At 43.9% G+C, this 14,251-nt stretch carries 14 protein-coding genes; 7 read left to right on the top strand and 7 right to left on the bottom strand.

What is annotated here, in order from left to right:
• The first annotated feature begins 4 nt into the window (after positions 1-4).
• On the top strand, positions 5-553 hold the full coding sequence (locus ACRBG0_RS24200; RefSeq protein ID WP_431489417.1) for a hypothetical protein: 549 nt from the start codon (positions 5-7) through the stop codon (positions 551-553).
• A gap of 3 nt (positions 554-556) precedes the next feature.
• Here the strand turns inward: ACRBG0_RS24200 and ACRBG0_RS24195 are convergent, their stop codons facing one another.
• The 3 genes from ACRBG0_RS24195 to ACRBG0_RS24185 all read right to left on the bottom strand — a co-directional run bounded on the left by ACRBG0_RS24195 (position 557) and on the right by ACRBG0_RS24185 (position 3,022).
• Entirely contained in the window at positions 557-1,090 is a 534-nt protein-coding gene (locus ACRBG0_RS24195) for a hypothetical protein (RefSeq protein ID WP_431489416.1), read from the bottom strand.
• 68 nt (positions 1,091-1,158) lie between these two features.
• Positions 1,159-1,653: a DUF1648 domain-containing protein gene (locus ACRBG0_RS24190; protein WP_431489415.1), complete on the bottom strand. Its 495-nt coding sequence runs from the start codon at positions 1,651-1,653 to the stop codon at positions 1,159-1,161.
• Between the two features lie 40 nt (positions 1,654-1,693).
• On the bottom strand, positions 1,694-3,022 hold the full coding sequence (locus tag ACRBG0_RS24185; protein WP_431489414.1) for a D-alanyl-D-alanine carboxypeptidase/D-alanyl-D-alanine-endopeptidase: 1,329 nt from the start codon (positions 3,020-3,022) through the stop codon (positions 1,694-1,696).
• Between the two features lie 183 nt (positions 3,023-3,205).
• Here ACRBG0_RS24185 and ACRBG0_RS24180 point away from each other — a divergent pair, with 183 nt between their 5' ends.
• Together ACRBG0_RS24180 and ACRBG0_RS24175 are read left to right on the top strand one after the other, a co-directional pair.
• Positions 3,206-5,131: a serine hydrolase domain-containing protein gene (locus tag ACRBG0_RS24180; RefSeq protein ID WP_431489413.1), complete on the top strand. Its 1,926-nt coding sequence runs from the start codon at positions 3,206-3,208 to the stop codon at positions 5,129-5,131.
• Positions 5,132-5,195: 64 nt separating this feature from the next.
• Positions 5,196-6,149 (top strand): TraB/GumN family protein, encoded by a 954-nt coding sequence (locus tag ACRBG0_RS24175; protein WP_431489412.1) that lies wholly within the window; start codon positions 5,196-5,198, stop codon positions 6,147-6,149.
• Between the two features lie 170 nt (positions 6,150-6,319).
• Here the strand turns inward: ACRBG0_RS24175 and ACRBG0_RS24170 are convergent, their stop codons facing one another.
• The gene (locus ACRBG0_RS24170) at positions 6,320-7,243 is read right to left on the bottom strand and encodes a 1-aminocyclopropane-1-carboxylate deaminase/D-cysteine desulfhydrase (protein ID WP_431489411.1); all 924 of its coding nucleotides are present in this window, start codon (positions 7,241-7,243) and stop codon (positions 6,320-6,322) included.
• A gap of 278 nt (positions 7,244-7,521) precedes the next feature.
• Between ACRBG0_RS24170 and ACRBG0_RS24165 the strand changes: the two genes are divergently transcribed.
• Positions 7,522-8,214 carry a porin family protein gene (locus ACRBG0_RS24165; protein ID WP_431489410.1) on the top strand — a complete coding sequence of 231 codons (693 nt, stop codon included), beginning with the start codon at positions 7,522-7,524 and terminating at the stop codon, positions 8,212-8,214.
• Positions 8,215-8,682: 468 nt separating this feature from the next.
• On the opposite strand, the gene ACRBG0_RS24160 is transcribed toward ACRBG0_RS24165, so the two are convergent.
• Positions 8,683-9,324 (bottom strand): SCO family protein, encoded by a 642-nt coding sequence (locus tag ACRBG0_RS24160; protein ID WP_431489409.1) that lies wholly within the window; start codon positions 9,322-9,324, stop codon positions 8,683-8,685.
• 108 nt (positions 9,325-9,432) lie between these two features.
• Positions 9,433-9,891 carry a hypothetical protein gene (locus tag ACRBG0_RS24155; protein WP_431489408.1) on the bottom strand — a complete coding sequence of 153 codons (459 nt, stop codon included), beginning with the start codon at positions 9,889-9,891 and terminating at the stop codon, positions 9,433-9,435.
• Positions 9,892-10,015: 124 nt separating this feature from the next.
• Here ACRBG0_RS24155 and ACRBG0_RS24150 point away from each other — a divergent pair, with 124 nt between their 5' ends.
• The 3 genes from ACRBG0_RS24150 to ACRBG0_RS24140 all read left to right on the top strand — a co-directional run bounded on the left by ACRBG0_RS24150 (position 10,016) and on the right by ACRBG0_RS24140 (position 13,275).
• On the top strand, positions 10,016-10,561 hold the full coding sequence (locus ACRBG0_RS24150; protein ID WP_431489407.1) for an RNA 2'-phosphotransferase: 546 nt from the start codon (positions 10,016-10,018) through the stop codon (positions 10,559-10,561).
• Positions 10,562-11,381: 820 nt separating this feature from the next.
• Complete coding sequence (locus tag ACRBG0_RS24145; protein ID WP_431489406.1) at positions 11,382-12,563, top strand: TlpA family protein disulfide reductase; 1,182 nt, start codon at positions 11,382-11,384, stop codon at positions 12,561-12,563.
• A 130-nt stretch (positions 12,564-12,693) separates the two neighbouring features.
• Positions 12,694-13,275 (top strand): Crp/Fnr family transcriptional regulator, encoded by a 582-nt coding sequence (locus ACRBG0_RS24140; RefSeq protein ID WP_431489405.1) that lies wholly within the window; start codon positions 12,694-12,696, stop codon positions 13,273-13,275.
• Positions 13,276-13,291: 16 nt separating this feature from the next.
• Here the strand turns inward: ACRBG0_RS24140 and ACRBG0_RS24135 are convergent, their stop codons facing one another.
• Positions 13,292-14,224 carry an NAD(P)-dependent alcohol dehydrogenase gene (locus ACRBG0_RS24135; protein ID WP_431489404.1) on the bottom strand — a complete coding sequence of 311 codons (933 nt, stop codon included), beginning with the start codon at positions 14,222-14,224 and terminating at the stop codon, positions 13,292-13,294.
• Between the last annotated feature and the right edge of the window lie 27 nt (positions 14,225-14,251).

Here is a 14,251-nt window from a genome sequence, read left to right as displayed (position 1 = left end):
CGTTATGAGAAACTTCCTTTTGTTAATTTGTCTATTAATCGGTAGTGCTTCATTATTCAGCCAACAAGATAGCCTTGGGTTTCCTGGCAATTGGGTAGGTGAATGGACAGGCGATTTGGTGATCAGTACCAGTGCTGGGGAGATGCAGCAATTGCCTATGATTCTCAGAATATTACCACAAGAGGAGGGGAGGTATACTTTTACAATTGTTTATGGCGAGGATACCCCAGAAAATACGCGGCCCTATTTTTTGGAAACCATTGATGCTGAAAAAGGCCATTATGTAACTGACGAAGAGAATAGCATTTTATTAGATGATTTTCTGATCAACGGGAAACTATATAGTCGATTTGAAGTAATGGGAAATCTCCTACTATCTACACTGGAAGAGAGAGAAGGACAATTAATTTATGAAATTATCTCCGGGCCATTAGCGCCTATCAGAACCACAGGGGATACCATCATTGAAGGAGAAGAAATACCTCCGGTGAATAGCTACCATGTAAAAGTACAGCAGCGTGCCGTTTTGGTAAGAAAAGAAAACGGAAAGTAGCGTTTAGTACTGTAATTTCATCTTAGCAATTTGCTTAAGGATTTTCCTACCCCTGCTGAGGTAGCCGGGACTGCCGTGTTCCATACCTTCTTCAATAAGTGTTTTTAATTCAATCGCTAAATCTGGGTACACAGGTAAAAGGTTAGCAATGCACTGCATCGCATAAACGTGTATAGCGACAGGTGTTTTAGGGTCGGCCAATAGTTCAAAGGAGAGTTGAACAACCCTGCCTTCTTGATCTTCGGTCAAAGGAATGTTGGTTTCAGCGATGACTTTAAGCCCGTTGCGCGCTATCGCTGGATGAGGTGGAGCCTCAATAGCACTGATAAGATCGTCGAGATGGGGTATTAATAATTCAGGATATTTCATGCCTACTTCGCTGACGACCCATGCACCTCTTTGCACTGCGACCCAATCTTCTCCATTGAAAATCTGCATCAAAATAGCATAGCGCTCGGGGTCACTACCAATATATTCAGTGATTCGACGAGTATTTTCCTTGGAGTGTCGCTTTAAGAGTTGCTGGTGAATGTCCATTCGTATTGTTTTTAGCCTCTCCGAGGAGTGTTTCGCTTGATTCAGGGCGTACTTTTTACACTTTTGCATCATTCTAGCACCTTCGCACGGTAGAGGAAATAGCCAATAATTCCAAAAATAAGAATAAGGAAAACTAGTAAAAACCAGAGCCCAAGACCATCTTGCTGACCAAGTGCCGTCTGAATAATTCCGTACTGGATATAGGCAAAGCACAGGCAGAGCACAGCAGTAAGGGCACGGTTCATTTGCTGCATGTTTTTATATTGACGTGGGGCGTTTTCTGCGGTAATAGGAACAGAATAGTTTGCTAAGTGTGGACTACGACCAACAAGGGTCAATATTCCAAAAAGCATAACACTAAGGCCAAATACTACCCAGAGTGTTATTTTCCCTCCATAGCCATCAGGCTTTCCAGCGGCATCGAAATGAACAGGGATACGTTCGGGGACCAGGTCATAATAGTAGAGGTTGAGACCGAACATCAGTAAAAGGCATAACAATGAGATTCCTGTTAGGAAATAATCGAAGGAATCGGGAGCGATATTGACCTTAGGTGTTGTCATGATTGAATAGAATGGTACACTTAAAGATAGGAATAATCATCTACTCGAGATTGGCGCGTAGCCACAGTAGTATTTTTTCCATCTCTGTTTTTAGTGTTTTTGTTTTGTCGGGGTAGTTGTTGTGCATAAAGCTAAAAATATAGGTCTTGCCGCTGTCGGATATGAGGTATCCACTTAAGCAATGGATATGCCTAAGGGTACCTGTTTTGGCATAAATAAAAGGTTGATTTTTTGGCCCTTCGTACCAGCCTTCAATGGTTCCAGAAACTCCCCCTGCCGGAAAAAAACGAAAAAGTTGGTCTTGATTCACTTGGGTCATCAACTGATCTAATACACTAACAATACTGAAGGGAGTAAACTGATTGTAGCGAGATAAACCAGAACCATCTACCCAATCGAAAGGTTGGGGGGCTTTTGCCAAAAGGGTATCTCTGACGTAAGCCAAAATCCGTGGACTGTTGATGTAACCATAGCGCTGGGCACTTACGACCTGAAGGAATTGTTCTGCGAGGAAATTATCACTGTCCTGTAGGAATTGTTGGAAGACGGTATCAGGGATGGGAGCTGTAAGTGTCTTCCGCCGGAAAGCACGTGGTAGCGTATCCTGGTTGTAAAGCACTGTGCGCTTAAAAGTATCTTGCAGAAGCTTAGCCACAAGAGGTAAATCATAATGAAAACCAATACTTCGATCCAGTTTTTCTACACGTAAAGCACGATCACTAAAGGTGAAAATATTGCGATCTTCGTATCGGCTGAGCGTACTGGGGTTTTCGTAGACCAGGTTATCCTGAAAGTGTTCAGGTATTACCTTTATAGGTGCGAGGTGCCCCGTTTTTGAGAAATGAGCTGCATTGCCATACACAGGAAGTGCCGCCTTTTCCATCTGATAACCGTAGGGGTAATCATCCCAGGACCAACCTTCGCCGTAGCGTTCATCATAAAAGTGCCCGTTGGAGATGATCCAGGTCTTTTCCTCCCGTTGTTGTAGCCATTGGGAGAGCGTATCGTAACCAACGAAATCGGGATGGAGTAGTAGAGGGTACCCCGTGCCCCAAATTCTAAGGGTGTCTCCTTGTTCTTGATAATGAATCACTGGCCATTCTCCACGTAGCAAGGTTTGTGCTGCATAAAAAGTGAGTATCTTGGTGTTGGAGGCAGGAGTGAAATACTTGTCGGCCTGGTATTGATATAAAAGCTGCCTTTCTTCTGGATCAAAAAGCGCAAAGCCAGTAAATCCTTTTTGGAAAACTTCTGAATTCTCTACGCTTTCTGTTAAGTGAGAGACGAGCTTGCGGGAAACAGTTTTCTGAGCTTGAAGCGTGATAACGCAAAGGCTAAAGGTAAAAAGAGGGAGAAAAAATCGTAGCATGGTTACAGTTGGGATTAAGAGCGTGTTTGGGGGCTGCCAAGGTAAAGAATAGTCAATAATATTTTTTCTTTTGTTTAAATTCGATTAGCGTATTTTTTGCGCAATACTTATCGAAAAATAATTTGTCAGATGGGACATCATGTTTTAAATAATTTGCTGTGCAAAAAAAACGCAGTTACCGTATTGCGAAAAGGGTACGCCCAGGCTGCTTGGAATTATGGAGGGGTACTACTATTCTTTTTTCTTTTACTAACCTCTTTTGTACAGCCACTGTTTGCACAGTTGCCTAACAATGACCTTGAGGCCTATAGTCGAGCGCGTACTGGACTTATTGTTTTGAAAAATGAGTCCAAATTATTGCCTTTGAATGGCTTGGAGACCTTGAGACCAGCTTTGTTGAGTATTGGTTTGGATGATGACACGGAACTGTACAATTCCCTGAATACTTACGTTCCGACAGCTAGAGTTGATTGGCAGAAGCAAGAAGATTGGAGCGTAAATTGGCCAGCACCTTTGTCACAAACAACAGTCGGCAACGTTTTGATAATGGCTATGGATGTTGATGGCGTAGCGGAGTCTGGGTTTGATTTTTCGAGACTCTTTTTTAGCCCTGATATGCCAATTGTATTTCTACTTTTTGGAAAGGGTGAGCTTGTAGAAGCCTTCCTTGATCAGAATATACGAGCAGGCATTGTCAGCGAAGAACGTGGCCCTTGGGCGCAATCGCTAGCTGCACAACTCATTTTTGGTGGAATTGGTGTTTACAACAAAGCTACAGAAGCACTAAGTGAAAACTTCCCCAAGGGGAGTGGTGAGCTCTTGATGGCCAATGGGCGTATGACTTTTTCACCACCAGCACTATTGGAAATGGATGCTGAGTTGTTGGCAGATAGTATTTCTGCGATTGTCAAGGATGGTTTGGCACACCATGCTTTTCCTGGCGCTCAGGTATTGGTCGCTCGAGAAGGGACTGTTATTTATCATGAAGTATTTGGATACCATACCGAAGCAAAAGAACTTCCTGTACAGCGCACGGACCTTTACGATTTGGCCTCGGTCTCGAAAATCACTTCAGCACTGCCAGCATTAATGAAATGGTACGGGGAGGGCGATTTTGACCTTGATGCCCCATTGCAAAAGTACTATCCTGCTGCGCATAAGAGTAATAAGGCTGATCTGGACTTTAGAACAATGCTTTCCCACCACGCACGTTTGCGCCCCTGGATACCTTACTGGCAGGGCACGTTACGAGGAAATGGAAAATACCCTTGGTCGCGAGCACGTGACCTTGAACGAATCAACGATTATCGCTTTCGAAGAAAAAGCCTATCGCGCGATTCTTCCAATCAGTTTTCTATATACCTGACTGACCAACTCTGGCAGCATCGAAATTATCGCGATCAAATGATGAAAGCGATCTTAAAGTCTCCCCTGGAGGACGAAGCGGAATACCGTTACTCTGGTTTGTTGTTTTACCTCTTGCCTGATATTGTGACCATGAAGGCGGGCGTTCCTTACGAAGATTATTTGCAAAATACCTTTTACCGTCCGTTAGGTGCTTATTCTTTGGGCTTTAACCCTTCTCGCTTTTTTCCCAAAGACCAAATCATCCCTACGGAAAGAGATAGTTTTTTCAGAATGGAGTTATTACATGGCTATGTACACGATGAAGGCGCGGCAATGATGGGAGGTGTGTCTGCGAATGCAGGCCTTTTTTCGAATGCGTATGATTTGGCAAAAATCATGCAGATGTACCTCAATGGTGGCGACTACGCTGGCCATCAATTTATTGAACAAATAGCACTAGATACCTTTACCAGCCGGCATTTTGCAGGAGCGGGCAATCACAGAGGATTGGGTTTCGATAAACCCTTGTTGGAATACAATGCGCAAAAAAGCTCGGTAGCAGAGGCTGCATCGGCAGAGAGCTTTGGCCATGCGGGGTATACGGGGACTTTTGTATGGGCTGATCCGGAAAAGAAACTGCTGTTCATTTTTCTGAGTAACCGCGTTTATCCAAGCCGGAATAACCGGGGACTTTACACCAGAAATATCCGGCCACGCATCCACACGGCTATCTATCAATCTTTGCAAGATGGGAAAATGTAGCAACTATTGTAATAAAACCAACGTTTGGAATACAAATAAGGTAGATCAATAAAAGCTGATAAAGATGAAAGTATTTTTGCGCTGGTTATTACTTGAAGTTTTAGTTTTTCTAGGAGTTGTATTGTTTGCACAGCCCGTTGAACAGTCGTTTACGCCGACTAAAGCAGAGAATAAGCTCTTGTGGGAAATCTCTGGTAAAGGACTCGCTGCCCCCAGTTACCTCTACGGTACTATCCATATGATTCCTGCGGAAAACTACTTCCTTACGGAAGCCACCGAAGTAGCGTTTGATAAAAGTACCCGAGTTGCTTTTGAGATAGATACGGAAGAAATGACCAATCCTGCTGCAATGATGGGATTGCTGAGCAAGATGTACATGAATAATGATACTACGCTGGCCGATTTGCTGTCCGAGGCCGACTACGCGGTCGTTTCTACCCACTTTGAAGAAATGGGGATGCCAATGATGTTTATGGGGAAAATAAAACCGATGTTTCTCACCATTCTTGCAGGAGAAGACATGAAGGACATGAAACCCGGCGAAAACCCCATGAGTATGATGGGAGGCGATGGTATGAAAAGCTATGAACTAGAGCTGACAGAACGTGCCAAAGCTGCGGAAAAGCAGATTGTAGGCTTGGAAACCGCTGAGTTTCAAATGAGCCTATTTGATAGTATTCCTTATACTGCTCAAGCTAAAATGTTATTGGAAACCATTCGCAGCGGCGAGGGTGAGGAGGATGAGGAAGAAACCAGTGCCATGGATCAAATGATCGAATTGTATACCACGCAGGATATCATAGGCATGCAATCATTGATCAGCGACGACCCGGCGGGTATTGGCGGCTACGAAGAATTACTCCTCCTGAAGCGTAACCGTAATTGGATTCCGGTTATGGAAGAATTGATGACGAAGGAAACAGTCTTCTTTGCTGTAGGTGCCGGCCACCTTGCTGGCGATGAAGGCGTAATTGCACTACTCCGCAAAGCAGGTTATACGATGACGCCAGTGGATTAGTGAGTGAAGGAAGTTAAACTACAAGCAGACGGGGAGTTGCTCAAAATAGACCTTGCCTTTTTTGGAGGAGCTTACACCTTTTGGGAGAAAATCCGAAGAAGAGGTGTAGGCTCCTCCAAAGTTATATACGAAAAAGGGGTGCCTGTTTTGTAATGAAAAACTGTACTCGCTTAAATACTACATCCAAACGACTGCATTCCCCCAGTATGTACCCCTACTACTCGGCTTCCTGACGGAAAATAGCCTTGGTCTAGTAAAGCATAAAGTGCATAAAACAGCTTGCCAGTGTATACGGGTTCCAATAAAATACCATGTTGTTGATAGAAGGATTGAATGAAAACCATAAGCTCCGGGCTTTGCCGCGCGTAACCTCCGTGGTGAAAATTAGGATGGATTTCCCAGTTCGTCCGGTTTAGCCCCAATGTCGTCAATTGTTGTTCAACTTCACTAGTCATGAAGTTTCCTTTTAGCGCGCTGACACCCATAACTTGTGGTGGGTTCTCTTCAGAGAGTCCACTAAGTAAACCTGTCAGCGTACCTCCAGTGCCACAGGCGACGGCCAGGTGTGTCGGTTGCTCAGGGCATTGAGTGATGATTTCTTTTGCCAAGGCAGCACAGCCATCGTAAGCCGCAGAATTGGTTCCTCCCTCGGGTAGGATATACACCCTGCCAAAACGGTCTTCTAATTGGCGTAAATAGGCCGGTTCCTTTTTTGTGCGGTAGGTTGTTCTGTCCACAAAGTGGAGCTCCATACCGTTTTGGCGTGTCAGCGCCAGCGTAGGGTTTTCTACTTCTTCCCCTCTTACTATACCTATGGTGGCAAATCCCATATGATTTCCTGCACTTGCTACTGCTGCCAAGTGGTTGCTATAAGCACCGCCAAAGGTGAGCAGTTTTTCATAGCCTTCCTTTTTAGCATGCAACAGGTTGTATTGTAGTTTTCGCCACTTATTACCACAAAAGGGATCATTGGGATGCGGAGCTAGTAAATCATCTCGCTTTATATATAATCTGACTCCTCTATTGTCCCATTGCTGGTCATTTAGCAAGACGAGAGGACTGGGCGGAGGAGATTTGAGATCAGCAAAATTCATTGTTGTAAAAGTATAAAGTTATTTAGTGGTGGCTCATGTTTTTCGCGAACTTCCTTAACAGCAATTCTTTCTTTTTAACGCCTTTTGACTATCCGTCAAGCAGTGTTCTTTTTTTTACGATTATCCTAACGTATCGCTAACAACATTTAACGACTAAGCCCTACATCTTGCCGTTATACAAGCATTAATACAAAAACAGCGTGGTTGGCCGGATGGGGCTTGCTAGCAAAGTTCCTCCGGCTGCACGCTTTTACTTCAGAGAAACAAAAAACATCATCATGCTGTCTAACACAAAATTATTTTTCGCGGCCTTTTTGTTGCTAACCACCATTGCTGTACAAGCCCAGGTAAGTGTAGGTGCCCGAGTAGGCTACCAACTCAATAATGTTTACACGACAGAAGGCTTAGATGCTCTTGCACCTGATTTCCATAATATTGACGAGGTTAATGTCGGCCTGGTGGTTGAAATCCCAGTGGCGGGCGGGTTCTCCTTTCAGCCAGAGCTGGCTTATACCACCAAAGGTTTTGGACTAAAGGAAGGCTTTGATGCCGAATTGTTGGGGGTAAATCTCCCTGTGAGTGGCCGTGCCGAAACTCGGATCCGGTATGTAGAAGCCCCACTATTGGCAAAGTACAAGTTTGGTCAGGAAGCACTAAAGGCATACGTTGCTGCTGGTCCTACTTTAAGCTATGCGAGTAGCGGACAAATTGATACCTACGCAAATGTTTTGCTAGAGGTGGATTTGGGAAGCGTTCCATTAAACCTAGATAACATCAATTACGAGCGCTTCGATGTTGGAGCAACCGTAGCTTTAGGTGCGCAGTATGATTTTGGTCCGGTGACGACCTTCGTAGATGCGCGTTACTACCGAGGTTTTTCTGAATTGTACGACATACCTTTTGTCAATGAAAAAGTGAGAAACACCGGTTATGGCTTCAATTTTGGTGTAATGGTACCATTGGGCAATTAAAATTTTAGCTTTATCGGAACGTGGGTGATTCTGTAATTAGTTCCGTTAAACATATCCATTTAGGAATTAGCCGTTCTCCGTAAGGGGAGCGGCTTTTGTAATTTATTTGATTATATAATTATTTATTTAAACAAATAATCTTCTATTTGGTTATGATTTGTCTTTTTTGTGTATCTTTACATTGTCAGAAGGGAGCAACACTAAAGCTTGTATCTGATACAAATAAAAAAGCCCACCGAAGGGTGAGCTTGAAAAGTTTTTATGGCTGATTTTCGCGCTGCTTTCGCTTCCGTCTATTTGTTAGGCGGAAGCGGAACGGCTTTTGAAAAAGGTCTTGAAGATAAATAAACACCCAAAAAAACGTCCCCAGCGCGCTCCATCTGAAACGCTCTCAGTAGTTTTATTAAAGAATTTGACACTGGTTTTCGTTGTGGCCGGTGCTTTCTGTCAGGAAGTATCGGCCGTTTTTTATTGGGCAACCTCCGGTTTGTCGTATTCTTCCAGTAGCTGGTCAATCTGCTTCAGAAAAACATCTACTTTCTCCTCTTTGGTACCATCAGCATAGGCCCGTAGATGGCGATCCTTGTCAATTAGCAGTATCCATCCCGAGTGATCAAAGCCTCCAGGTACTTCGGGGGCTTCCAGCACGGTACTGATATAGTCGTAGCTAATAGCATAGATAGAATCACGATCGCCAGTGACAAACCGCCACTGGGGAGAATCGGCCCCTAATCCTGTAGCATACTTCTTGAGCTTGCCCACCGTATCTCTTTTTACATCAATGGTATGCGACAGTAAAGCAACCCGGTCATCATTCTGGTATTTTTCGTAGATGCGTAACATCTGTGCCTTCACCTTTGGGCAAATGGTAGGGCAGGAAGTGAAAAAGAAATCTGCGATATAGATTTTATCATCAAAATAAGCATTGGTGACTTCCTGACTATCCTGATCTACAAAAGAAAAGTCACGAATCTGATGATAAATGGTATCCCCGGTATTGGGATCTGTATCGTGAAAGCCATAGTACTTTAATTCGCCCTTGCCAGAAGAATTGCAAGCGACCAACACAAGGCTGGTAACAATGATGCTAAATAACGTAGTAATTTTCATAGCAGCTGAGGAGGTTGTTTGATGTAGTCTGTATAAATAAATGGTCCTCCACACCTCCGTAGCACCATGTTTGAATCCTTGCGCTACGGAGGTGTGGAAGAGGGGGGGCTAATTACCTGTCCGTTCCTGGATCAGGGCTTTCGCAGCAGAGATGCTGGCTCGCATATCTTCCGCCACCTGGTCAATGTCCGTTTTTTCTTTGTCAATAAAAGCCATTATGGCGGCATGGTCTTCGTATCGAGCTCTTACCGAATCCTTCGGGTTTTCTTTGATACCTCCCATCCATTCCATCATCCCGTCTTCTGCTTTTTCAATGTTAGCAAGGGCTTCCTGTGCCCGTGGATGAAAATCACTGGCTTCAACCATAGCATCTGCGGCGAGTTCTTTGAGTTGGGTAGACACTTGGTACAAATCGTTCATCAGGGGCATAACCACGTCGTGGCCTTCCATCATTTGAGCCCAAGCCTGCTCTTGCTCGGCAAGGTCTTCCTTGTTGAATTTAGGTTCTGGGCCACAGCTAACGACAAAAGTGACAACGAAAAAAAGCAAAAAGCAACGATTAAACATAGTTTTATTCTTAGGTTTGTAATTACGTAAAAGCAAAGTTAGGCTTGTTAGGGAAGCTTTTCCAGTAACGAGCTAGTTTTTACAAATTCTCTGACATAATATTGACGATAAAACAGACCAACTCATGAGTCCGGAATATTTGAAAAGCCTGAGCAAGTTTTTATCCCTGATCTTGCGCCACAAACCAGAAGTGATAGGGATTAAACTGGATGAAAATGGCTGGGCAGATGTCGATGCACTGATCGAAGGAGCTATGGACAAAAATAAGGAAATGGACCTCCCTATTTTGGAAGCTATTGTAGCCAGCGACGAGAAGCAGCGGTATACTTTCAACGAAGATAAAAGTAAAATTCGAGCGAACCAGGGGCATTCCGTCAAGGTTGATCTGGAATTGGAGCCCGTCAAGCCACCAAAAATCCTCTATCACGGGACCACTGAGCGTTTTGTGCAAAGTATCATGCTGAAGGGTATTGAGCCGCGCTCTCGTAACCATGTACACCTGTCAGAGGATGTAGAGACGGCCACTGAAGTAGGGGATCGCCGTGGTGATACCATGATCTTCAAAGTCTTTTCTGGCGCGATGTTTCGCGATGGCTATCACTTCTACCAATCAGCGAACGGTGTTTGGCTGACAGACTTGGTTCCTAATAAGTACCTGGATATGTTGTAGAATGGGCCCTGCCTGCCCTGCGGTTGGCACCAGGCTATCCAGCCCCATTTTTTTCGGTGCACCGGAAAAAATGGGGCTTTCTATCCTTGGTCCTCACTTTCGATGGAAGATCGGAATGCGTCGTGCTGGTCGCCATTAGGCCAGCACCTGGTTGCGACCTAGCTTACTCAGTTTATAGGTAGTAGTAATCATAGCAAAACGCCCTAATGCATTTGCTCGGCTTTCTTCAAAATAGTTAAAAGCATTTCTTCGCTTCAGTCTTGTATTCTGATTCAGCAAATCAAAGACGCTAATCTTGAGCGTCAGTCGTTTTCCTGCGAGGATACTTTTGCGAATAGATGCTTGCTAAAGGGTGAAATTGTTTTGCGGCCCGAAAGCTTCCTGCGAAAACTGTTGGTATTCCATTTCAGGTTGATGAGAATATCAATATCCTCAGGCTCAAAGGTGTGGGCTACCGGTTCGTGGTGAGAAAATGAGTGTTTTAATAGTTGTAAGCGTTGGAAAAGTGTAAGTGTATAATCTGCCTCTTTTATTTGTTCGTCACTCTACGTTGAATTCGTGATTTCTTTTTGGGCGGCTGCCATCGTGCCTCGGCACCGGGCTGTTCAGTCCCCGCGGGGCATTACCATTCCTGCCGCCGTTCGTCTTTGCGCCGTGCTGGCCTGTTTGCGGCCAGCACCTGTGGTTGAAAGGACCCCAAATTGCTGATCGAAGCAGGTGCAAATAAATAAGCAAAATTTGGTGACGCCAATCACTGATTCTATTCCATGTTTTTCAGTACTTGCAATTGTTTGTGCTCATTCTTTATAAAGCTGTATTTATGAAATCACTGGTCTTTTATCTTCTGTTCTCCATTTTTTTACTGAGCATTTCTGCTTGTTCTGGACAGCCCAATCTATCAGGCACTATCAAATTGGAGGAAGATGGTGAATGGGGAGCTATGGTCTATCTGATTGACCCTGGAAGCTGGAAAGGAGTGGGGAGTAGTTATGTCGGGATCATCGTCGATTCGGCAAAGATCGGGCCCAATGGAGGTTTTGCTTTCGAAGAACTGCCAAGCGCTCAGGAGCCAATATTACTGCAACTAGCGATACAACGAGCTGGCGAACGTTTTCCTAATCGCCTTGACAATGAACATCCAGATGCTTCCAATTACTTCCCTTTGATTTGGCAAGATGGAGAAGACATCGTGATTACGGCCAGGGCGGATCGTTTTCAGGCGACTTTTGCTATTAATAATCCAAGCCCATTGAATACAGCCATGCTGGAGCTTTGTGGCATACGACAAGCAGCTTTTGCCAAATACGTGGAAGCAGATTCGGAAGAAAGCCATGATGAACTGCTTGCGGAAGAGGACGCATTGCAGGATTTTCAAAACGTTTTGATGCAGTTTGCGGAGGATAGCCCGCACCTGCTGCCTGCATTGACAGCTATTCGTTGGGTGAGTATCGCGGGCAATTACGAGCGGATTCCGGAGTTTCTGGTCAGGCAGGCAGAGCGTTGGACAGCTGAGAAGCCCGAGCACCCTTGGGTACAACAACTGGCAGCGGTTGGTGATCGTCGAAAACTACCTGTGCTTGTAGGCGACTTGCTGCCTGATTATCCAATGCCGATGTTGGCGGGTGATACCGTCTCGTTGCATAGCTTATTGGGAGCGCGCTTAACCCTAGTAGATTTATGGGCTTCCTGGTGTGGGCCTTGTCGCGTGCAAAATCGAAATTTTCTAGTCCCCCTCTGGGATCAATACCATGAGGATGGCTTTCAGATTGTAGGCTATGGCTTGGAGGCCAGCTCGAAGGCTTGGGCGAGGGCGATTGAAGCCGATGGTGCTCACCGCTGGCCTCATGCCTCTGACTTGCAGGGCGATGATTCTCCACTTTTTGAGTTACTCCGGTTAACGACCATTCCTGCCAATTTTTTACTTGATGATGAGGGGAGGGTGGTCGCTAAGAATTTGCACGGAGAAGAATTGATGGAATATGTGCGGAGTGCGATGGAATAAAAACTACTGATAATAATAAGATAAACAGAAGTATTGCGCAAAAAAAACGTTGGTGACACCCTGTACGTAAAACGATGGTTTAGGTAACCGATAAAAATGTTATCATTATAGTAGAAAACCTAAATTCATTGTGGAAAACAAATTTGTAAGTTATTTTTCAAGCATATCACCTCTCTCCAAAGAAGAGTCAGAAGCTATAGCTGAAAGTATGCAAACAAAAACCTTCATAAAAGGAGATTATTTACTACAAGAAGGACAAATTTCAGCAAATACCTATTTTATTCTGGAGGGCTGCGTCAGGGAGTATATATTGATAGATGGTGATGAAAAAACGACCAATTTTTTCACGGAAGAGCAATGGGCAATTTCATTAAATAGCTTTGCCCCGGAAAATACGGCAAAGCATAATTGGGTTTGTGTTGAAGAAACAACTGTAGTTGTGGGAGACGAGGAACAAGCCCAGGCACTATTCAAACGATTTCCCAGATTTGAGACCATATCACGAGCTATCATGGAAGCAGCATTTTTAGAGCAAAAAGAAGCTTTGTCTTCCTATTACACAGATTCACCTGAACAGCGCTATCTGAAACTAATAAAATCAAGGCCGGGCCTAGTACAGCGAGTACCCCAATATCAACTAGCAAGTTATATAGGGGTAAAACCAGAATCTTTGAGTCGTATTAGAAAACGAATCGCTTCAAATACGGATTAATCCTTTTTTCATTCCCCTAAACAGTAATAATAACGTTTCCTCTTTTGCGCCCCTTTTCTACATATTTATGGGCTTCAATCATCCTTTCCAAAGGATAGGTACGATCAATTACAGGTTTAATTTTCCCTTGTTCTGCCAAGGATTTTAAATTTAAAAAAGCTTCTTTGGGGGTTAAGGGAGTCCCATGATCTATGGATATATATTTGCCGTTGGGAGTAATTGCTTTTTTACTTTTTTCTTTTAGTGCCGATGATTTTGAATTGCCTACAGCGTCAATTACATATTTATAAGTTTGCAATTGTTTTTCAGCATTTTCTGCTGTGTAGTCAATCATCTGGTCACAACCTAGGGATTTGACTAGGTCAAAGTTCCGAAGACTGCATACGCCAGTGACATGGGCGCCTGCATTTTTGGCCAATTGTATCGCCATAGTACCTATACTTCCTGAAGCCCCATAAATAAGAATTTTGTCTCCTTTTTTTATAGATGTCTTCTTTAACAAATGAGAAGCAAGTAAGCCTCCATATGGAATAGCTGCGGCTTCTTCAAAACTAAGATTCGCAGGTTTTAGTGCAAGATTCCAATCTTCTGGTAAACATATATATTCTGCATAAGAACCAAAACGGCGGTTGGTAGGTGAGATAGAACCATAAGCAAAAATCTCATCGCCTACGTCAAACAATGTCACATCTTTACCTTTATGTTCTACAATCCCTGATGTTACCATTCCCAAAATAGGATTTCTTGGACTTCCAAAGCCAAATATAAGTTGGAGTATAAATCTGGGAATCAGAGGTTCGTTCAATCCACGAATAAGAACGTCACTTGTGGTTACTGAAGTAGCACGTATCTTAATAAGTACTTCATTATCGTTTGGTGTTGGTTTTTCAACATTACTTAGAACCAGGTTTTCCGCATCACCATACTTTAGACATTCTATTGCTTTCATAATTTTTACGTTATTGGTTAAATAATT

This window comes from Lewinella sp. (assembly GCF_050633125.1).
Lineage (GTDB): Bacteria > Bacteroidota > Bacteroidia > Chitinophagales > Saprospiraceae > Lewinella.
The sequence above is the reverse complement of the archived record's forward strand: the minus strand, read 5'-3'. Positions and strand labels throughout refer to the sequence as shown.